The organism is Pseudomonas sp. EL_65y_Pfl2_R96 (assembly GCF_963970905.1).
In the GTDB taxonomy this organism is placed as follows: Bacteria; Pseudomonadota; Gammaproteobacteria; order Pseudomonadales; family Pseudomonadaceae; genus Aquipseudomonas.
Window position 1 is genome coordinate 38,891 of the sequence record NZ_CAXAQH010000003.1, and the last position, 20,594, is coordinate 59,484.

The following is a 20,594-nucleotide window of genomic DNA, read 5'->3' on the forward strand; positions in this document are numbered from 1 at the left end:
CATCAATAGAGAGCCGCGAACCTGCGGCTGTTTTCACGGCCGGCCTTGAGTCGGCCGTTTTATGGGGAGTTCACAGTGAAACCGGTCAAAGTAGGCATCTGTGGGTTAGGGACCGTCGGTGGCGGTACCTTCAACGTACTTCAGCGCAACGCCGAGGAAATTGCTCGTCGTGCCGGGCGTGGAATCGAAGTGGCACAAATTGCCATGCGCACGCCAAAGCCTCAGTTCCAAACGACCGGTATTGCGATTACCAACGATGTCTTCGAAGTGGCCACGAACCCTGAGATCGACATCGTTATAGAGCTGATGGGCGGCTACACCGTTGCCCGCGAGCTGGTACTCAAGGCCATCGAGAATGGCAAGCATGTGGTCACCGCGAACAAGGCACTGATTGCCGTTCACGGTAATGAAATTTTCGCCAAGGCTCGCGAGAAGGGCGTGATCGTTGCGTTCGAAGCGGCCGTGGCCGGCGGTATTCCGGTGATCAAGGCGATCCGTGAAGGCCTGTCCGCCAACCGCATCAACTGGGTGGCCGGCATCATTAACGGCACCGGTAACTTCATCCTTACCGAAATGCGTGAAAAAGGCCGGACCTTCGAAGACGTGCTGGCCGAGGCGCAAGCCCTGGGTTACGCCGAAGCCGACCCGACGTTCGACGTGGAAGGTATCGATGCGGCCCACAAGCTGACGATCCTGGCGTCCATCGCGTTCGGTATCCCGCTGCAATTCGACAAGGCCTACACCGAAGGCATCACCAAGCTGACCACCGCGGACGTGAACTACGCCGAAGCGCTGGGCTATCGCATCAAGCACCTGGGCGTGGCGCGCAGCACCGCGGCCGGTATCGAACTGCGCGTGCACCCGACGCTGATCCCGGCCGACCGCCTGATCGCCAACGTCAATGGTGTGATGAACGCCGTGATGGTCAACGGTGACGCCGCCGGTTCGACCCTGTTCTACGGCGCTGGCGCCGGCATGGAGCCGACCGCTTCGTCGGTGATCGCCGACCTGGTGGACGTGGTGCGTGCCATGACCTCCGACCCGGAAAACCGCGTACCGCACCTGGCCTTCCAGCCAGATTCGCTGTCGGCCCACCCGATCCTGCCAATCGAAGCCTGCGAAAGCGCTTACTACCTGCGCATTCAGGCCAAGGACCATCCTGGCGTGCTGGCCCAGGTGGCGAGCATCCTGTCGGAGCGCGGCATCAACATCGAATCGATCATGCAGAAGGAAGTCGAGGAGCACGACGGCCTGGTGCCGATGATCCTGCTGACCCACCGCGTGCTGGAACAGCACATCAACGATGCGATCGCTGCCCTGGAAGCCCTGACGGGCGTGGTCGGGCCGGTCGTACGGATCCGCGTCGAGCACCTGAACTAAGCCGTTATCGTTCACCGGGCCCGCGTGCGGGCCCGGGTTTGCGAACACTGTCTATTGGAGCCAGTCATGCGTTATATCAGTACCCGCGGCCAGGCACCGGCCCTGAATTTCGAAGACGTCCTGCTGGCCGGTCTAGCTACCGACGGCGGTCTGTACGTCCCGGAAAACCTGCCACGTTTCACCCAGGAAGAGATCGCTTCCTGGGCCGGCCTGCCGTATCACGAGCTCGCCTTCCGGGTGATGCGCCCGTTCGTCACCGGCAGCATCCCGGATGCCGATTTCAAAAAGATTCTTGAAGAAACGTACGGCGTGTTTTCCCACAACGCCGTGGCACCGCTGCGTCAGCTGAACGGCAACGAATGGGTGCTGGAGCTGTTCCACGGCCCGACCCTGGCGTTCAAGGACTTCGCCCTGCAACTGCTGGGTCGTCTGCTCGACTACGTGCTGGAAAAGCGCGGCGAGCGCGTGGTGATCGTCGGTGCTACTTCCGGCGACACCGGTTCGGCGGCCATCGAAGGCTGCAAGCACTGCGAAAACGTCGACATCTTCATCCTGCACCCGCACAACCGTGTGTCCGAAGTGCAGCGTCGCCAGATGACCACCATCTTCGGCGAGAACATCCACAACATCGCCATCGAAGGCAACTTCGATGACTGCCAGGAAATGGTCAAGGCGAGCTTCGCCGACCAGAGCTTCCTCAAGGGCACACGCCTGGTAGCGGTGAACTCGATCAACTGGGCGCGGATCATGGCCCAGATCGTTTATTACTTCCACGCAGCCCTGCAACTGGGCGGCCCGGCGCGTTCGGTGTCGTTCTCGGTGCCGACCGGCAACTTCGGCGATATCTTCGCCGGGTACCTGGCGCGCAACATGGGCTTGCCGATCAACCAGTTGATCGTCGCCACCAACCGCAACGACATCCTGCACCGCTTCATGAGCGGCAATCAGTACGTCAAGGAAACCCTGCACGCCACGCTGTCGCCGTCGATGGACATCATGGTGTCGTCGAACTTCGAACGCCTGCTGTTCGACCTGCACGGTCGCAACGGCGCGGCGATTGCCGGTTTGATGGACACCTTCAAGCAGGGCGGTGGTTTCAGCGTCGAACAGGAACGCTGGACCGAGGCGCGCAAGCTGTTCGACTCCCTGGCCGTGGATGACGCCCAAACCTGCGAAACCATTGCCGAAGTATTCGAGCAAACCGGCGAGTTGCTGGACCCGCACACCGCCATCGGTGTGAAGGCCGCGCGCGAATGCCGTCGCAGCCTGGATATCCCGATGGTGATCCTGGGCACGGCTCATCCGGTCAAATTCCCGGATGCAGTGGAGAAAGCCGGTGTAGGAAAAGCGCTCGAACTACCTGCACATCTTTCTGATTTGTTTGAGCGAGATGAACGTTGCACGGTATTGCCGAACGACCTGAAAGCCGTGCAGGCCTTTGTCAGTCAGCATGGCAACCGCGGCAAGCCGCTGTAACCGGCAAAAGCTGTCACATTTTGAAGCCCGTCTCCTGACGGGCTTTCTTGTTTCTGCATGCCACACTTGCCGGGTTTCGTAAATGAAGAGCCGCCCATGAAGGACGGGCGAGGCGATCACCAAGGAAGTGGCAATGCTGTTTTTTAGAGGGTTTAAACCAGCTGTGTGCTGGATGTTTTTGGTCGGTGCCATGAGCGCGGCTCAATGGGGGCTGGCGGCGCAATTGGCGGCTTATGAACCCCGGGAGTCAGTCGTCGGCACCGCGATCGGGCTGGATGCTCAGGAGCGGCAATGGATTGTCGAGCATCCGACGGTCATCGTCGCGTCGACGCAGTACCCGCTGTATCTGTTCAAGGATGAGCACGGTCACTGGAGCGGCTTGAACAACGATGTGCTCGACCGAATCAGCGCCATGACGGGGCTGCGGTTTGTCCATGAAGAGACATTTTCCACCGAACAGTTGCTGGAGCGGCTGGAAAGTGGCGCGGCGGACATGAGCACCACGCTGGCGATGAGTGAAGAGCGCAAGGCCTTTCTGGAATTCAGTCATGCGTTCGGTGGTGCGGGCTGGGTGTTCGTTGGGCGAGCGGGAGCGCCCTCGGTGCAATCCATGACGCAGCTGTCGAAACGGGTACTGGTGCTGCCGGCCCGGCACGCACTGGAAGCCACTATTCGTCGCGACTATCCGGCCATCGATCTGCGCTCGGTCAAGACCTACGCCGAAGCCAGGGCGCTGGTCGAAAGTGGCGAAGCCTACGCCACCATCGAGAACGAAACCGGGGCGCAGCTCTATCCGTCCGGGCTGCTCAAGGTGGGCCACACGGTGGACGGTAAATGGGAGGCCGATCATCTGGCGGTACGCAAAGGACAGCCGCAATTGTTGAGTATCCTCAACAAGGCGCTCGAAGCGTTTCCGCCTGCGCAGTTACGCGCCATCCGCCTGAAGTGGCTCGATGGCATTGTTCCTGTACAGACGCCCTCGACCTGGCAGCGAATAACCGAGTGGTGCTGCTGGGGCGTCTTTGCCGCCAGTGTTTTTGTGCTGTTATCCCTGCTGTGGAACCGGCGACTCACGGTGTTGATCCAGCAACGTCGGGACGCCGAAAAAGACCTCAATGACCAGCTCGCCTTCCAGCACGCCTTGATAGACGCCATGCCCGATCCAATGTTCGTGCGTGACCTGGAAGGGCGTTTGATCATGTGCAACAACAGTTACGAGGAGGGTTTGTCGACCCGTTTCGATCAGGTTCAGGGTCGACAACTGATCGAGCTCGATGTCTTGCCCAAAGAGACCGCCGAGCTGCTCCATGCCGAGTTCATGGCTCAGCTCGGTACTCGCAAGACCCGCTTCAGTGAACGTCAGTTGATGTTCAACGACGGCGTCAGGGACATCTACCAATGGACGGTGCCGTTTTACGGTGCGGACGGTCAATTGCGCGGACTGCTGGGCGGATGGATCGATCTGGCCAAGCGTATAAGGCAGACATGAGGGTAATGCCAGTCAGTTAAGGCGCAGAACCTGTGGGAGCGGCGCCTAAGCGTGAAGCGGCTGTTTTTTTGTTGTCATCTTTACCGTGCATGCTTTATCCACCAGAGGCGTCGGTGCGCCTGCCGTTGGAATTCAGAACTTTCTTCTCGGGCCGGTGGTCATTGACTGTGGACACGCCCCGGCACTTTGTTTTAGGACTATTGAGTGGTGATCGAGATGGAAAGTATCAGTCTATTGCTCGGTGAGGCTCTGAGCCCGTATCAGGTCACGTTGACCCCAGCGGGCGCCCAGGGCGAATGCTTGGTGACACTGAAGGGCGCGAGCGGCGCTATTGTGGTCGAACGGCTGTTCAATGAGGCCCAGTTAACCGATAAACGTCTGCTGACGGATGTCGTCGACGGGCTGCACCGCGACGTACTGATCGCTGAAGGACGTCTGGAGCCCTGTGTCATCGCGGCATTGCGCAATGCTGCTCAGGACAAGATCCTGGCCAGCCGAAATTGAATTGTTTTTTGTGGGAACCTTCCTGCGCCAAGGTCAGTCAGACCATGTAACAGCAGGATCAAGCATTGTGCTCCGGTGCTTGTAGCTTGCTGCTACTGGTCTTTAATAGAGGCCACGTTTAACCCCGAGTCGTCTCCCCACTTCTCGGGGTTTCTTTTTGCCTGCGATTTGTCACTGCGTGGCCCGCTTCAGCTTAGATGGCCCCGACTTCTCGCAGCCGTGCGATCTGTGCCGGGTCGTAGCCAAGATCGTGAAGGACCTGCGCATTGTGTTCACCCAACTGCGGCCCGACCCATTCGGAGCTGCCGGGTGTTTCAGAGAGTTTTGGCACTATGCCGGGCATCTTGAAGTCCTTGCCGTCGGGCAGCTTGGCTTGCAGGAACATTTCCCGGGCGAGGTACTGCGGATCGCTGAACATGTCTTCGGCGCTGAAGATCCGGCTGGCGGGCACGTCAGCCTGGTTCAGTTGCGCGATCACCGCGTCCAGTGGCAGTGAGTTGACCCAGCGATCGATCACCCCGTAAATCTCGTCGCGACGGCTATCGCGCCCGTCGTTGCTGGCCAGCACAGGGTCGTTGGCCAGGTCTTCGCGCCCGATGATCAGCATGAACCGCTTGAAGATCGCATCGCCGTTGGCGCCGATCTGTACGTGTTTGCCATCGGCACTGGTGTGAATGGAGGAGGGCGTGATGCCCGGCATGATGTTGCCGGTGCGTTCGCGGATGAAGCCGAACACGTCGAACTCCGGGACCATGCTTTCCATCATGGCGAAGATCGCTTCGTACAGCGCCACGTCCACCACTTGGCCCAAGCCGCCGTTGACCTCGCGATGACGCAAGGCCATCAGCGCGCCGATCACGCCCCAGAGCGCGGCAATCGAATCGCCGATGGAAATCCCGGTGCGCACCGGCGGCCGGTCCTCGAACCCTGTGATGTAGCGCAGGCCGCCCATGGACTCACCGACCGCGCCGAAGCCTGGCTGATCTTTCATGGGGCCGGTCTGGCCGAAGCCCGAGAGTCGCACCATTACCAGTTTCGGATTCAATGCGTGCAAAACTTCCCAGCCCAGGCCGAGCTTTTCCAGCACCCCGGGGCGAAAATTCTCGATCAGGATGTCCGCTTCGCTGAGCAGCTGTTTCAGAATCGCCAGGCCGTCCGGGTGTTTCAGGTTCAGGGTCAGGGACTTCTTGTTGCGCGCCTGAACGAACCACCACAGCGAGGTGCCTTCGTACAACTTGCGCCATTTTCGCAACGGATCACCGCCGTCCGGAGACTCGATCTTGATCACTTCGGCGCCGAATTCGCCGCAAATACGCGAGGCAAACGGCCCGGCAATCAACGTACCCAATTCGATGACTTTCAGACCCGAGAGCGGTTTGTTGGAGAACGGCATACTGAATCCTGTAGGACAAAGGCTGAGCGAGAGCAGAGTTTTAACATAGGCCGACGTCCATCGCCCAAAGTTGATCGCCTTCAATTCGTTGATTGCCCGTTGCATCGGTTAGACTTGCCGCCTTTCCTCGTATCAAGAAGCCCGTTCATGGCCCAGCCGTCCACGACCTACAAGTTTGAACTGAACCTCACCGACCTCGACCGCAGCGTCTACGAGAGCGTGAAGCAGACCATCGCCCGTCACCCTTCGGAAACCGAAGAGCGTATGACCGTGCGGCTGCTGGCCTACGCCTTCTGGTACAACGAGCAGTTGTCCTTCGGTCGCGGTCTGTCAGACGTGGATGAGCCAGCGTTGTGGGAAAAAAGCCTGGATGATCGTGTCCTGCACTGGATCGAAGTCGGCCAGCCAGACGCTGATCGCCTGACCTGGTGCTCGCGCCGCACCGAGCGCACCAGCCTGCTGGCCTACGGCAGCCTGCGTGTCTGGGAAGGCAAAGTGATCCCGGCGATCAAGACCCTGAAAAACGTCAACATCGCCGCCGTGCCCCAGGAAGTGCTGGAAACCCTGGCCAAGGACATGCCGCGCGTTATCAAGTGGGACGTGATGATCAGCGAAGGAACGATTTTCGTCACCGACGACCGTGGTCAGCACGAAGTCCAGTTGCAATGGCTGGCCGGCGAACGCGGCTGATTATTCGCCGCTTAGCCGCGTCACCCGGTTTTATCCTACGTATTCAAGAGAAGCACCTGTCACCCCATGCGCATCGAACCTCGCCTGTTGCCCGACACCCTGCCATTCCTCGGTGATATTCCACCGCTGTTGACCCGCCTTTACGCGGCGCGGGGCGTGCAGTCCGAGGCTGAACTGGACAAGAGCCTGGCGCGGCTGATTCCGTATCAGCAGCTCAAAGGTATCGATGCAGCGGTGGATTTGCTGGTGACGGCCCTGGAACAGCGTCAGCGGATTCTGATCGTCGGCGACTTCGACGCCGATGGTGCGACGGCCAGTACCGTGGGCATGCTGGGGTTGCGCCTGTTGGGCGCGGCGCATGTCGACTATCTGGTGCCGAACCGGTTTGAGTACGGCTACGGCCTGACCCCGGAAATCGTCGAAGTGGCGTTGACCCGCGAGCCGCAACTGCTGATCACCGTGGACAACGGCATCTCCAGCGTCGAAGGCGTGGCGGCGGCGAAAAAGGCCGGGCTCAAGGTGCTGGTCACCGATCACCACTTGCCCGGCGACGAGCTGCCGTTGGCCGATGCCATCGTCAATCCGAACCAGCCGGGTTGCATGTTCCCGAGCAAAGCCCTGGCCGGTGTCGGGGTGATCTTCTATGTGTTGATGGCCCTGCGCGCGCGCTTGCGCAGCCTGGGTTGGTACGAAAACAAGCAGCAACCGAACATTGGCGAGTTGCTGGACCTGGTGGCGCTGGGCAGTGTCGCCGACGTGGTGCCGCTGGATGCCAACAACCGGATTCTGGTGCATCAGGGCCTGGAGCGGATTCGCGCCGGGCGCGCTCGACCGGGGCTCAAGGCGATCCTTGAAGTGGCCAAGCGTGACCATTCACGTATCACCTCCACTGACCTGGGCTTCATCCTCGGCCCGCGTCTGAACGCGGCAGGAAGGCTGGATGATATGAGCCTGGGCATCGAATGCCTGCTCACCGAAGACGCGGGCGCCGCCCGTGAAATGGCCGCTCAGCTGGACGGCATGAACCAGGACCGTAAGTCCATCGAACAGGGCATGCAGCGCGAGGCGCTGGCCCAGCTCAAGGATTTACCGGTGGAATCGATGCCGTTCGGTTTGTGCCTGTTCGATCCCGAGTGGCACCAGGGCGTCATCGGTATCCTCGCGTCGCGTATGAAAGAGCGCTATTTCCGTCCGACCATTGCCTTTGCCGATGCCGGCGATGGCCTGCTCAAGGGCTCGGGGCGTTCGGTTCAGGGGTTTCACATTCGCGATGCTTTGAGCGTGGTGGCGGCGCAGCATCCAAACCTGATCAGCAAATATGGTGGTCACGCCATGGCGGCCGGCCTGACGTTGCCGGAAGCGAATTTTCCGTTGTTTGCCGAGGCTTTTGACGCAGAAGTGCGTAGGCAATTGCGTGAAGAAGACCTGACCGGGCGCCTGCTGTCGGACGGCACTTTGGCGGTCGAAGAGTTTCACCTGGAACTGGCCCGCGCCCTGCGCCACGCCGGGCCTTGGGGGCAACACTTCCCGGAGCCGCTGTTTCACGGTGTGTTCCAGTTGGTCGAGCAACGGGTGGTTGGCGAGCGGCATCTGAAAGTGGTGCTGAAGAGTGAATGCGGCTCGGTGAAGCTGGATGGAATCGCCTTTGGGATCGACCGGGATATCTGGCCGAATCCGACCATCAAGTGGGTCGAATTGGCCTACAAACTCGACCTCAACGAGTTTCGTGGCAACGAGACGGTGCAGTTGATGATTGCCCACATCGAACCGCGATAACGGCACGATGCTTTTGTGGCGAGGGAGCTTGCTCCCGCTGGGCTGCGAAGCGGCCCTAAAACCCTTAAACGCTTTTTTCCTGTTGTAACACTCCGGATGGTTGACGACTGCTGCGCAGTCGAGCGGGAGCAAGCTCCCTCGCCACAGGTATCGCCCGGACCTCAAATTTGGGTGTTTCATTTCTTGAACCCTCCCTCATCCCCCGATGTCGACTAGGCTCTAAGCACTGCTTGATTATCCTTGTGACGTCTTGTCGAATTTTTTGCCCGCGGGGGCGGGTGCTGCACCTTTTTCCTGTCACTCGTCGACTATTCAAACAGAACCCTGGAGCCTGCCCACTGATTCGAGAGGTGCCCCATGAGTCTGCTGCTTGAACCCTATACCCTTCGTCAATTGACCCTGCTTAACCGCATCGCGGTGTCACCGATGTGCCAGTACTCCAGCGTCGATGGGCTGGCCAATGACTGGCATCTGGTCCACCTCGGCAGCCGCGCTATCGGCGGCGCCGGTCTGGTATTCACCGAAGCCACGGCAGTCACCGCCGACGGGCGCATCACCGCCCAGGACCTCGGCCTCTGGAATGATCAACAGATCGAACCCTTGCAACGTATTACGCGCTTCATCGCCGCCCAAGGTGCTGTCGCCGGCATTCAGTTGGCCCACGCCGGGCGCAAAGCCAGCACGCATCGGCCGTGGCTGGGCAAGCATGGCAGCGTCAAGCCGGAAGACGGCGGCTGGACCCCGGTCGGCCCTTCGCCCATCGCTTTCGACCCCCAGCACACACCACCGAAGCCGCTCGATGAGGGCGAAATAGCCGACATCATTCAGGCCTTCGTCGATTCGGCCAAACGAGCGCTGACCGCCGGTTTCAAAGTGGTCGAAGTGCACGCCGCCCACGGTTACCTGCTGCATCAATTTCTTTCGCCCCTGAGCAATCAGCGGCGCGATCAGTACGGCGGTTCGTTCGAGAATCGCATTCGGCTGGTGCTGCAAGTCACCGAAGCGGTGCGGGCCGTATGGCCTGAAGAGTTACCGGTGTTTGTACGAGTATCGGCCACCGACTGGGTGGAAGACGGCTGGAACCCCGATGAAACCGTGGAGCTGGCGCGACGCCTCAAGGATCTGGGCGTGGACCTGATCGACGTCTCGTCGGGCGGTACGGCGGTAAACGCCGAAATTCCTACGGGCCCCGGTTATCAGACCCGTTTTGCCGAGCGGGTACGCAAGGAGTCAGGCATTGCCACCGGCACCGTAGGAATGATCACCGAGCCGGCCCAGGCCGAGCATATTCTGCGCACCTGTCAGGCCGACATTATCTTCCTTGCCCGGGAGTTGTTGCGCGATCCGTATTGGCCGCTGCATGCCGATGACGATCTGGGTGGGCACAAGGCGATCTGGCCGGCGCAATACCAGCGGGCCACTCATCGTGACCAGCCGATTCATGAATCGGATTTACGTGATTGAATGCCGCTGTAAAACCAAAAAGCCCCGGTCGAGTTGACCGGGGCTTTTGCATTTTTGTGTCGAGAGGTTTGTCGGCTGTCCTGCCGCCTTCGCGGGCAAGCCCGCTCCCACAAGGATCGGCGGCGTACACAAATTTTGTGAACAACCCCATCACTGTGGGAGCGGGCTTGCCCGCGAAGGGGCCGGTTCAGGCGCCCACTTACTGTCAGGTGTACTTACGCTTCTCCGGTGCCGGCGGGAAGTACTGGTACAACCAGGTTTCACTCAACGTCCGGTCATTGGTGCGAATGAACAACCGCAGCTCCACCGGTGCCACGCTGTCATTGGTCGGGTACCAGTCGAAGGTAATGCGGTAGCCCTTGATGTCATCCAGCACCAACACATTGAAGTCCTTCACTTCGCCGTTCGAGCAGGTCACCACCGGCTCGATCCCCGCACCTTCGGGCAGGCGGTCGAGCCCGCCGCCGGTGAAGTCCACGGCGAAGCGGCGTGCCCAGACTTGCGGGTAATGCTCACCCGGTGCCCAGCCTTCGACGAAGCCGCCCATGCCCGAACGGGTCGCATTGACCCGTGCCAGCGGCGTGCCCACTGGCGGCAGGGCGCTCCAGTAGAGCTTGTAGCCGTAGTTCAGCGAATCACCGGCCGCGACCGGTTTCTTCGGCGTCCAGAACGCGACGATGTTGTCCAGGGTTTCACCGGTTGTAGGAATTTCCAGCAAATCGATAGAGCCTTCGCCCCATGCGGTCGTAGGTTCTACCCACAGGCTCGGGCGCTTGCTGTACCAGTCGACGGTGTCCTGATAACTGGCGAATTCATGGTCGGTCTGCACCAGACCAAAGCCTTTCGGGTCGGTGTCGGCGAAGGCGTTGAATTGCAGGGTGGCCGGGTTGTTCAACGGGCGGCAGATCCACTCGCCGTTGCCGCGCCACATGGCCAGGCGATCAGAGTCGTGGATTTGCGGGTGAATGGTGTCGCACATGCGGCGCTCGTGGGTGCCGCAGCTGAACATGCTGGTCATCGGTGCGATACCCAGTTGCTCGATGGCGGTGCGGGCATTGACGTGGGCGTCGACTTCCATCACCACGCGCTCGGCCTGGCAATCGATGTCAAAACGGTAGGCGCCGGTGGCGCTCGGCGAATCGAGCAGGGCGTACACCACGAAACGGGTGCTGTCCTTGTCCGGTGTTTCGAACCAGAACTTGGTGAAGTCCGGGAATTCTTCACGCTTCTTGGCGTAGGTGTCGATCGCCAGGCCGCGGGCCGACAAACCGTACTGGCCGGTGGCGTCTACCGCACGGAAATAGCTGGCGCCGAGGAACGACAACACGTCGTGCTGATCCAGCTCCGGGGCCTTGAACAGCTTGAACCCGGAGAACCCCAGGTCGCCTTTGAGCTGTTGGGTGTCGACGGTGGTTTTTTCATAGTTGAACAGCGACGGGCGGAAATGCACCTCGCGCGCCAGTCGAGTCTTGGGATCGACGCTGTACATGCGCACCGGCTGCTTGAAACCCATGCCAACGTGGAAAAACTGCACGTCCAGCTGACCTTTCAGATCCTTCCACAGCGAGTGATTGCCGTCATAGCGGATCGCATTGAAGTTCTGTGGCGTCATGGTCGCCAGCGTCGGCGGCAGCACCTGTTTGGTGTCCTGGTACGACTTGCCGGCGAGCTGTTTGGCTTGGCTCTTCAGCGCTTCGAAGTCGAACGCCTGAGCATCGCCATCGGCAGCGCCGCTACCAGCCCAGGCGTTCGCAGCCAACAGACCGGTGGCCGAAAGACCGGTGTAAGCCGCGATGGCCATGGAGGCTTTGAGCAAATTCCTGCGGTGCATAAGTACAACCTGTCGTGAACAATCCCGCGCCGTTCCTGGCGCGTGCTGGATCAGAAATAACGGTTCGGACATGCCTTGGCCAAACGCAACGGACTTTAGAAAGATGCCAAATAGCTTAAACCGTTCAGTTGCAGAGCAAAAATGATTGATAGCACCGCGACAGCGCAGCAATGAAACAAGACATGTCAGGTAACGTTTCTCGCAGTGCTTTCTGATTTATAGGGCATATCTGCTTTTTTCGACTAATTACTCTAAAAACTGCTTTTCAGCACCGATTTAATTTCTATTCTATGGGCATGACCGGTTTCGGCCCTTCAGGCCGGTGGATTCAGCGGGCACAAGGCGGCCGCTGAAAGTGATAGGGCGATGCGGTTTTGAAGTTTTCTCTGACGTATAGAAGGACATCGTCCATGTCAAAAGTACAAGGCATCACTGAAATGTTAGGACTCTTTCCCTGTCTGGCCACCGGGCGGCGAAGGCGTCGGCTCAGTTCGGAGGAGTTGAAGTTGGTGGAGCGCTATCGCGAGCTGTCGGAGAGCGACCGGATTGCGATGCGCTACCTGGTGGATGCGATGAGGAGTGTTTCGCGGTTTTGAGGATGTTGGAAAATCAAAGGGACGGACTGCAAAGTCCGTCCCTTTGTGCATCAGCTCATCGGCTACCAATCGTGAAGGGTCGCTGTGTTTGCATCAGATCAGGCATGTCGCGCCATTTGATCCAGGCCTGATGCTGCCAATGCAGTAGCGGCACAGAAATCCCAGCCCACTGCAACGAACTCAGGCTCGGGATGTTTTCCACCGATGCCGCGTTCGAATCACGCAACATTGGCATGACCTCGTTGCTCAGCCACTGGCGCAGGTTTCGGTTTTCCGGGACGAAATGATGAACGAGCAGGGCATACATCCCTGATTCGCTGACCATCAGTGATTCGACCGTTTTGCCGTTCTTCAGCAGCCAGACATATTGGCGCTGATCAGGGTCGAGCTTCAGGGTGAGTCGTTGGTCCAGCGGTCGTCCCATTAAGCGACCAAGGTCCTGGACGCAGAACCAGGCCTGGTTGTCCCGCATAAAAGCGTGGAGGAAACGGTTGTGGCGGGTGAAGACAGTAGGGGTGAAATGAGGATGGATTTCAGACGGATTTTGCGTGTGCTTAAGCATTTGTCGACTCCATGTTGAAAAGGAGCCGCCACTAATCCTTCGACAGATTTGGGTGGCGGACCGAGTGGCGTTCGAAGTCGGAACATTCTCGATCAACATGTAAGCCGAGAGGCCCGCGCCACACGGCCCACCATAAAGCGAAGCTGAAAGGCAAAAAATGCCCCAGTTCATATGGGGGCGCGGATGCGCCATGTTGATAGTGTTCCGGCTTCGACCCCGGGTCACTGATTTGGCAGCGACGAGGTGAAGCCTATCGTTCAGGCGCTCGCAGTGCCAAGTCTACTCTGGCGCTGCGTGCTGTAGGAGTTGGCTTCTTTAACGGAAGGTTCGATCCGTAGGAAATGCCTGTTTTTGCAAGAGGGTCAATGTCATGCGACGGTCGACTGGCACCGAGGTAGGAGAGGCAACCTACCAGCTCAAATACCTGAAGGATTGGAGTCAGGTGGGGCCTCTTGCTCAAGCTGTAGCGACGAATGTTTTTCCTAAGCTAACTCAAGTAGGATTCGTAGTTCCTATGCCAGCCTCGAATGTACGTGCGCGACAACCAGTTACTGAGGTTGCCGTGGAGTTAGGAAGATTAATAGGAAAGCCTGTATTCTCGGATTTGCTCCGAAAGGCCGCTACAGGAAAATCGCTTAAAGATTTACATTCTAAAGCCGAAAAGATTGCTGCTATTGGGGGTAGCTTCAGTGTTAATGATGAAATTACCAATGTAGGCTGTTGGAATGTGCTGGTCGTCGATGATTTGTTTGGCAGTGGTGCATCAATGGATGCAGCCTGTGCTGTTTTACGTAAATATCCAAAGGTTGGAAAGATTTACGTCGCGGCATTAACTTGGAAATGAGCTAAATGACAACTGTATTTATTGCTGGCTCTATTAATATCAAATACCTTGATCCTAAGGTTAAAGAGCGTATCGATAATATTGTTGCTTCGGAGTTTGATGTCGTGGTTGGTGATGCTGGCGGCGCCGATACCTCTATCCAAGAGTATCTGTTGAGCCTATCTCGATCTAGAACTACTATTTATTGTAGTGGCGTGACCCCGCGAAACAATCTTGGAGAATGGCCGGCTAGAACAGTAGAAACCAAACACTCCAAAGGGTCGCGAGCATTTTTCACGGCGAAAGATATTGTAATGGCTGAAGCCGCTGATTACGGCTTGATGATTTGGGATGCAAAAAGCACAGGAACTTTAAGTAACGTAATTGAACTGCTGTCTCGAAGGAAGAAGTCGCTCGTTTTTGTTAACAAAGAAAAGGCCTTTAAGGTGGTTGGGAATGTGAGTCAACTTGAGGAGCTTGTTGCGTTTATGACGGATCACGCTAAACAAAAAGCAAATGAAAAAATTAAGCTTTTCGATCGCATATCTTTGCTGAAGCATGATCAGGCAGAACTTTTTATTTGATGTTTTTCTCTTCAGTCAATAGTCGATACTGTCGTTAATTCTCTTTCTCTAGGAGTGTGAGAGCGAGGAATGTTTCAGTCTTGGCACCGCTGCCAGGCACAGGCCGAACAGGGTATAACCCACTAAGACCGGCATCGCGAACAAGCTCGCTCCCACAGGTTGAGCTCAGTGCCTGTAGGAGCAAGCCTTGCCCGTGAAGCTTTTAATGCTTGAACATCACATGCCTTACAACTGTGTAGTCCTCCAATCCATACATCGACATGTCTTTCCCATAACCAGACAGTTTCTGACCCCCGTGCGGCATTTCGCTGACCAGCATGAAGTGGGTGTTCACCCAGGTGCAGCCATACTGCAAACGTGCAGACAGGCGATGGGCGCGGCCGACGTCCGCGGTCCAGACTGACGACGCCAGGCCGTAGTCTGAATCGTTGGCCCAGGCCAGTGCTTGCGCTTCATCGGTAAACTTGGTGACCGACACCACCGGCCCGAATACTTCGCGGCGCACGATCTCGTCGTCCTGTTGCGCATCGGCCAGCACCGTCGGCTCGAAGAAGAAACCATTGCCTTCCACCGCTTTGCCGCCAGTGATCAAACGAATGTGCGGTTGCGCCATGGCACGTTCGACCAAGGCGGTCACGCGGTCACGATGTTGCGCGCTGATCAATGGGCCCAGTTCCGTCGATGGGTCATCCTGCAAGCCGTACTTGAGGCTGCTGACGGCGGCGCCGAGCTTCTCGACGAACTGGTCGTAGATGCCTGCCTGAGCGTAGATGCGGCAGGCGGCGGTGCAGTCCTGGCCGGCGTTGTAGAAACCGAAGGTGCGAATGCCTTCCACGGCGGCGTCGATGTCGGCATCGTCGAAGATGATCACCGGCGCCTTGCCGCCCAATTCCATGTGCATGCGTTTAACGCTGCCGGCGGTGCTGGAAATGATGTTCGAGCCGGTGGCGATGGAGCCGGTCAGCGACACCATACGCACTTTCGGGTGCGTGACCAGTGGCGTGCCGACTGTAGGGCCACGACCGAACACCAGGTTAAGCACGCCAGCCGGGAGGATTTCCGACGCCAGTTCTGCCAGGCGCAGTGCGGTCAGCGGGGTTTGTTCCGATGGCTTGAGCACCACGGTATTACCCGCGGCCAGGGCCGGGGCGATTTTCCAGGCGACCATCATCAACGGGTAGTTCCACGGCGCAATGGAGGCAATCACGCCCACCGGGTCGCGGCGGATCATCGAGGTGTGGCCGGGCAAGTATTCGCCCCCCAGCGCACCGCTCGTGCAACGGCTGGCGCCGGCGAAGAAACGGAACACGTCGGCAATCGCGGGAATCTCGTCATTCAGCGCGGCGCTGTAGGGTTTGCCGCAGTTGTCCGACTCCAGTTTGGCCAGCTCTTCGCCATGGGCTTCGATGATGTCGGCGAGTTTGAGCAGCAACAACGAGCGTTCTTTCGGCGTGGTTTGCGACCAGGCTTCGAAGGCAGTGTCGGCGGCCCGCACGGCGGCGTCGACCTGGGCTTCGCTGGCTTCGTTGATTTCCACCAGTACACGACCGAGTGCCGGGTTGAACACGGCTTGGGCGGGGCCGTCGCCGGCAACGAGTTGGCCATTGATCAAGAGTTTGGTTTGCATGGCTTTGTCCTCATCGAAGCTGTTTTTGTTTTCCTGCTGAAACCGGCCCCCTGTGGGAGCGGGCTTGCCCGCGATGACTGACATTCAACAGAAATGTCGACTGTAAGACCGCTATCGCGGGCAAGCCCGCTCCCACAGGATCCGGTTTCCACATTGGGAATGAGCTGTCAGTTATTTCCCGCCACTGCCCGCAACGCTTTCCCCGCCGCGGGTCAGGTAATAGGCGCCGAGAATCGGCAGCATGGTCACCATCATCACCAGCATCGCGACGACGTTGGTCACCGGCACGTCCCGTGGGCGGCTGAGCTGATTGAGCAGCCACAACGGCAAAGTGCGTTCATGGCCGGCGGTGAAGGTGGTGACGATGATTTCGTCGAACGACAGGGCGAACGCCAGCATGCCGCCGGCCAGCAACGCCGAGCCGAGGTTCGGCAGCACGATGTAGCGGAAGGTCTGCCAGCCGTCGGCGCCGAGGTCCATCGACGCCTCGATCAAACTGTAGGAAGTGCGGCGCAACCGGGCGATGACGTTGTTGTAGACGATCACCACACAGAAGGTCGCGTGACCGATCACGATGGTGAATACCCCAGGTTCGATCCCCAGGGTCTTGAAGGTTGCCAGCAGTGCGATCCCGGTGATGATCCCGGGCAGGGCAATCGGCAGGATCAGCATCAGCGAGATGCCTTGTTTGCCGAAGAAGTCCCGTCGGTACAACGCCGCCGAGGCGAGGGTGCCGAGGATCAGCGCAATCAGCGTCGCAATGGACGCGATCTGCAACGACAGCTTGATGGCTTCCAGCACATCAGGCCGGGAGAACGCCACGCCGATCCACTTCAGGGTGAAGCCCTTGGGCGGAAAGCTGAACGCCGCGTCTTCGGTGTTGAAGGCGTAGAGGAGGATGATCAGGATCGGGAAGTGCAAGAACACCAACCCGCCCCAGGCGGCGATGCGCAGGCCCAGGGATGCCCGGTCTTGAGAGGAAGAGTCAGAGCGCATCGAAGGCCCCCAGACGTTTGACGATGGACAGGTAAATGGCGATCAGCACGATCGGCACCAGGGTGAAGGCCGCTGCCATCGGCATGTTGCCGATCGCCCCTTGTTGGGCATAGACCATGCTGCCGACGAAATAGCCCGGCGGACCCACCAGTTGCGGCACGATGAAGTCGCCCAGGGTCAGTGAAAAGGTGAAGATCGAACCGGCGGCGATGCCTGGAATCGACAGCGGCAGAATCACTTGCATGAAGGTCTGACGGGGCTTGGCGCCGAGGTCCGCCGAGGCTTGCAACAACGACGGCGGCAGGCGTTCCAGTGAGGCCTGGATCGGCAGGATCATGAACGGCAACCAGATGTAGACGAACACCATGAACCGCCCCAGGTGCGAGGTCGACAAGGTGCTGCCACCCAGCCCCGGGATCCCGAGCACCCATTGCAACACCGGCTCCAGCCCCAGGTGCTGAACGAACCACTGTGCCACGCCGCCCTTGGCCAGCAGCAAGGTCCAGGCGTAGGCCTTGACGATATAACTGGCCCACATCGGCATCATCACCGCAATGTAGAAAAACGCCTTGATGTTGCCGCTGGTGTAACGCGCCATGTAGTAGGCGATCGGGAACGCCACCACGGCGCTGGCGAGTGACACGACGATGGCCATGCTCAGGGTGCGCAGGATGATGTCGAAGTTCGACGGCTGGAACAGCGCAGCGAAGTTCGCCAGGGTCAGGTCGGGGGTGACCGCCATGGTGAAGTCATCGAAGGTGTAGAAGCCTTGCCACAACAACGTCAGCAGCGAGCCGAGGTAGATCGCACCAAACCACAGCAACGGCGGCACCAGCAGCAGCGACAGATACAGGTTCGGCCGCCGGTACAGCAGGTTGGAAAACCTGCGCAACGGCGAGCCGCTTGCCGGTGTTCGAGGGATCACGCTGTCCATCTCACACCCCGCCCACAACATTGTCGTGCAGCGGAGTCATCGCCTCGCGCGCCCAGCGAGCGCTGATGCGTTGCCCGGTCTGATGTTGCGCGCTGACGTCCAGCCACTGGACGTTGGCCTGGCAGATGTTCAGGGTCTGGCCGTTTTCCAGCTTCAATTCATAGCGGGTGGCGCTGCCTTGGTACTGGATGTCGTGCAGCAGGCCGCTGACTTCGATTTCGTGGCTGGCCAGCGGGCCTTCGGCGAAACGCACGTGTTCCGGGCGAATCGAAAACGGCTGTGGATTGCCACTCAACTGCCGCGCCAGATCGCCGCGAATCACATTGGACGTGCCGACGAACTCGGCGACGAAGGTGGTCGCCGGCTTCATATAGAGGTTGCGCGGCGTGTCGACCTGTTCGATGCGGCCCTTGTTGAACACGGCCACGCGGTCGGACATCGACAGCGCTTCGGTCTGGTCGTGGGTGACGAAGATAAAGGTGATGCCGAGTTGGCGTTGCAGTTTCTTCAGCTCGCCTTGCATTTGCTCGCGCAACTTCAGGTCGAGGGCGCCCAAGGGCTCGTCGAGCAACAACACGCGAGGGCGATTGACCAATGCGCGGGCCAGGGCCACACGCTGGCGCTGACCGCCGGAAAGTTGAACCGGTTTGCGCTCGCCGTAGCCACTGAGGGCGACCATCTCGAGGGCTTCTTCGGCACGTTTATGGCGTTCGGTCTTGCCGACGCCTTTGACTTTCAAACCGTAGGCGACGTTGTCTAGAACGTTCATGTGCGGGAACAGGGCGTAATCCTGGAACACGGTGTTCACGTCCCGCAGATACGGCGGCACCCCGGCAGCTTCGGTGCCATGAATACGGATGGAGCCGGCGCTCGGTTGTTCGAAACCGGCAATCAGGCGCAGGCAGGTGGTTTTGCCCGAGCCGGAAGGGCCCAACATGGAAAAGAACTCGCCGTCCTGGATATCGATGGAAACCCGGTCAACGGCCTTCACCTCGCCGAACTGACGGGAAACGTTGGTGAACTGGACTGCAAGCGTCATGGGTGCGGTGCTCCAGAAAACTGAAATCTTTAAAAGCTTCGCGAGCAAGCCCGCTCCCACAGGGGAATGCCATCAAATGTGGGAGCGGGCTTGCTCGCGAAGAGGGCTTAACGGCCGCCCATGATCGCGATGTAATCCTGGGTCCAGCGGCTATAAGGCACAAACTTGCCACCTTCAGCCTGTGGGGTTTTCCAGAAAGCGATCTTGTCGAACTGGTCGAAACCATTGGTCTTGCAACCTTCGGCACCCAGCAGTTCGCTTGCTTTACACGCCGCCGGGACCGCCGGCAGCGAACCGAACCAGGCGGACACATCGCCCTGGACCTTCGGCGTGAGCGACCAGTCCATCCACTTGTAAGCGCAGTTCGGGTGTTTGGCTTCGGCATGCAACATGGTGGTGTCGGCCCACCCGGTTGCGCCTTCTTTGGGGATGGTCGAGGCGATCGGCTGTTTCTCGTTCATCAGGCCGTTGACCTGATACGGCCAGGAGCTGGAAGCCACCACGCCTTCGTTCTTGAAGTCACTCATCTGCACGGTGGTGTCGTGCCAGTAGCGGTGGATCAGCTTTTGTTGACTGCGCAGCAGATCGAGCACGGCCTTGTACTGTTTTTCGTCGAGCAGGTAAGGGTCCTTGATGCCCAGTTCCGGCTTGACGGTTTTCAGGTACAGCGCCGCGTCCGCAATGTAGATCGGGCCGTCATACGCCTGCACGCGGCCCTTGTTGGATTTGCCGTCGGGCAGCTTCTGCTCTTCGAGTATCACGCCCCAGCTGGTCGGCGGCTGTTTGAACACGTTGGTGTTGTACATGAGCACATTCGGGCCCCATTGGTACGGGGTGCCGTAGGTCTGCGTGTCGACCACGTACCACGGTGCATCCTTCAGGCGCGGATCGAGATTCTTCCAGTTGGGGATCAGTGCGGTGTTGATCGGCTGGACACGCTTGCCGGCGATCAGGCGCAAGGAGGCATCGCCGGACGCGGTCACCAGGTCGTAACCGCCCTTGGCCATCAGGCTGACCATTTCATCGGATGTGCCGGCGGTCTTGACGTTGACCTTGCAACCGGTTTCCTTCTCGAAAGCGCTGACCCAGTCGTAGGCCTTGTCGGTTTCGCCCCGTTCGATATAGCCGGGCCAGGCGACGATATCCAGCTGACCTTCGCCGGCACCGACGGCTTTCAGCGGTTCGGCGGCCTGCAGGCTGGCGCTGGCCAGCAATGCTGTGGTGATTGCACTGAGCAGTGCGGTCTTGTGCACGAACATGGGGTTTCCCTCTTCTTTAATTAGGATCGGGACAGCGTTGAACGGGGTGATGCGCCGTGAGTGGCTTGTTATTAGCTTAGTGCGCTTTGTGAGAGGCTGACTGAGGCCGGGCTGTCTTGTGGATTTATCCAGCCTAGTGCGCGGTCTCACGGTCGACAAATCTCTAAGGCT

Annotated in this window: 18 protein-coding genes; 10 read left to right on the forward strand and 8 right to left on the reverse strand. The window is 59.1% G+C overall.

The window, feature by feature from the left end; translation table 11 throughout:
- The first annotated feature begins 75 nt into the window (after nt 1-75).
- From AACY49_RS04680 to AACY49_RS04695, 4 genes are all read left to right on the forward strand, one after another.
- Nucleotides 76-1,380 (forward strand): homoserine dehydrogenase, encoded by a 1,305-nt coding sequence (locus AACY49_RS04680; protein WP_258699219.1) that lies wholly within the window; start codon nt 76-78, stop codon nt 1,378-1,380.
- 66 nt (nt 1,381-1,446) lie between these two features.
- A complete protein-coding gene (gene thrC / locus AACY49_RS04685) occupies nt 1,447-2,856 on the forward strand; it encodes a threonine synthase (RefSeq protein WP_007897604.1) in 1,410 nt (469 codons plus the stop codon).
- A gap of 133 nt (nt 2,857-2,989) precedes the next feature.
- Entirely contained in the window at nt 2,990-4,345 is a 1,356-nt protein-coding gene (locus tag AACY49_RS04690; protein ID WP_258699220.1) for a transporter substrate-binding domain-containing protein, read from the forward strand.
- A 216-nt stretch (nt 4,346-4,561) separates the two neighbouring features.
- The gene (locus AACY49_RS04695; RefSeq protein WP_320393386.1) at nt 4,562-4,849 is read left to right on the forward strand and encodes a DUF3509 domain-containing protein; all 288 of its coding nucleotides are present in this window, start codon (nt 4,562-4,564) and stop codon (nt 4,847-4,849) included.
- A gap of 193 nt (nt 4,850-5,042) precedes the next feature.
- Here the strand turns inward: AACY49_RS04695 and AACY49_RS04700 are convergent, their stop codons facing one another.
- Nucleotides 5,043-6,242, reverse strand: coding sequence for a CaiB/BaiF CoA transferase family protein (locus tag AACY49_RS04700; RefSeq protein WP_339521972.1), 1,200 nt, complete (start codon nt 6,240-6,242; stop codon nt 5,043-5,045).
- 147 nt (nt 6,243-6,389) lie between these two features.
- Between AACY49_RS04700 and AACY49_RS04705 the strand changes: the two genes are divergently transcribed.
- From AACY49_RS04705 to AACY49_RS04715, 3 genes are all read left to right on the forward strand, one after another.
- On the forward strand, nt 6,390-6,932 hold the full coding sequence (locus tag AACY49_RS04705; RefSeq protein ID WP_095054212.1) for a YaeQ family protein: 543 nt from the start codon (nt 6,390-6,392) through the stop codon (nt 6,930-6,932).
- Between the two features lie 66 nt (nt 6,933-6,998).
- Nucleotides 6,999-8,708, forward strand: a complete 1,710-nt coding sequence (gene recJ, locus AACY49_RS04710; protein WP_339521976.1) for a single-stranded-DNA-specific exonuclease RecJ — start codon at nt 6,999-7,001, stop codon at nt 8,706-8,708.
- A 357-nt stretch (nt 8,709-9,065) separates the two neighbouring features.
- Nucleotides 9,066-10,172: an NADH:flavin oxidoreductase/NADH oxidase gene (locus AACY49_RS04715; RefSeq protein WP_258699224.1), complete on the forward strand. Its 1,107-nt coding sequence runs from the start codon at nt 9,066-9,068 to the stop codon at nt 10,170-10,172.
- A gap of 205 nt (nt 10,173-10,377) precedes the next feature.
- On the opposite strand, the gene AACY49_RS04720 is transcribed toward AACY49_RS04715, so the two are convergent.
- Nucleotides 10,378-12,003: a glucan biosynthesis protein D gene (locus AACY49_RS04720; RefSeq protein WP_258699225.1), complete on the reverse strand. Its 1,626-nt coding sequence runs from the start codon at nt 12,001-12,003 to the stop codon at nt 10,378-10,380.
- Nucleotides 12,004-12,413: 410 nt separating this feature from the next.
- Here AACY49_RS04720 and AACY49_RS04725 point away from each other — a divergent pair, with 410 nt between their 5' ends.
- On the forward strand, nt 12,414-12,599 hold the full coding sequence (locus AACY49_RS04725) for a hypothetical protein (RefSeq protein ID WP_007940616.1): 186 nt from the start codon (nt 12,414-12,416) through the stop codon (nt 12,597-12,599).
- Between the two features lie 55 nt (nt 12,600-12,654).
- Here the strand turns inward: AACY49_RS04725 and AACY49_RS04730 are convergent, their stop codons facing one another.
- Nucleotides 12,655-13,161 (reverse strand): BRO-N domain-containing protein, encoded by a 507-nt coding sequence (locus tag AACY49_RS04730; RefSeq protein WP_339521977.1) that lies wholly within the window; start codon nt 13,159-13,161, stop codon nt 12,655-12,657.
- 370 nt (nt 13,162-13,531) lie between these two features.
- On the opposite strand from AACY49_RS04730, the gene AACY49_RS04735 reads away from it, so the two are divergent.
- Together AACY49_RS04735 and AACY49_RS04740 are read left to right on the forward strand one after the other, a co-directional pair.
- Complete coding sequence (locus tag AACY49_RS04735; protein ID WP_339521978.1) at nt 13,532-14,005, forward strand: ComF family protein; 474 nt, start codon at nt 13,532-13,534, stop codon at nt 14,003-14,005.
- Nucleotides 14,006-14,010: 5 nt separating this feature from the next.
- Nucleotides 14,011-14,568 carry a hypothetical protein gene (locus AACY49_RS04740; protein ID WP_339521980.1) on the forward strand — a complete coding sequence of 186 codons (558 nt, stop codon included), beginning with the start codon at nt 14,011-14,013 and terminating at the stop codon, nt 14,566-14,568.
- A gap of 202 nt (nt 14,569-14,770) precedes the next feature.
- Here AACY49_RS04740 and AACY49_RS04745 read toward each other — a convergent pair whose 3' ends face one another.
- The 5 genes from AACY49_RS04745 to ydcS all read right to left on the reverse strand — a co-directional run bounded on the left by AACY49_RS04745 (nt 14,771) and on the right by ydcS (nt 20,423).
- Nucleotides 14,771-16,195: a gamma-aminobutyraldehyde dehydrogenase gene (locus AACY49_RS04745; protein ID WP_339521982.1), complete on the reverse strand. Its 1,425-nt coding sequence runs from the start codon at nt 16,193-16,195 to the stop codon at nt 14,771-14,773.
- Between the two features lie 171 nt (nt 16,196-16,366).
- Nucleotides 16,367-17,191 (reverse strand): ABC transporter permease, encoded by an 825-nt coding sequence (locus tag AACY49_RS04750; protein ID WP_258699230.1) that lies wholly within the window; start codon nt 17,189-17,191, stop codon nt 16,367-16,369.
- Entirely contained in the window at nt 17,181-18,125 is a 945-nt protein-coding gene (locus AACY49_RS04755; RefSeq protein WP_258699231.1) for an ABC transporter permease, read from the reverse strand. Before AACY49_RS04755 ends, AACY49_RS04750 begins: the two co-directional genes overlap by 11 nt.
- A gap of 1 nt (nt 18,126) precedes the next feature.
- Nucleotides 18,127-19,164 carry an ABC transporter ATP-binding protein gene (locus AACY49_RS04760; protein ID WP_258699232.1) on the reverse strand — a complete coding sequence of 346 codons (1,038 nt, stop codon included), beginning with the start codon at nt 19,162-19,164 and terminating at the stop codon, nt 18,127-18,129.
- Between the two features lie 107 nt (nt 19,165-19,271).
- Nucleotides 19,272-20,423 (reverse strand): putative ABC transporter substrate-binding protein YdcS, encoded by a 1,152-nt coding sequence (gene ydcS, locus AACY49_RS04765; protein ID WP_339521988.1) that lies wholly within the window; start codon nt 20,421-20,423, stop codon nt 19,272-19,274.
- Nucleotides 20,424-20,594: the final 171 nt, after the last annotated feature.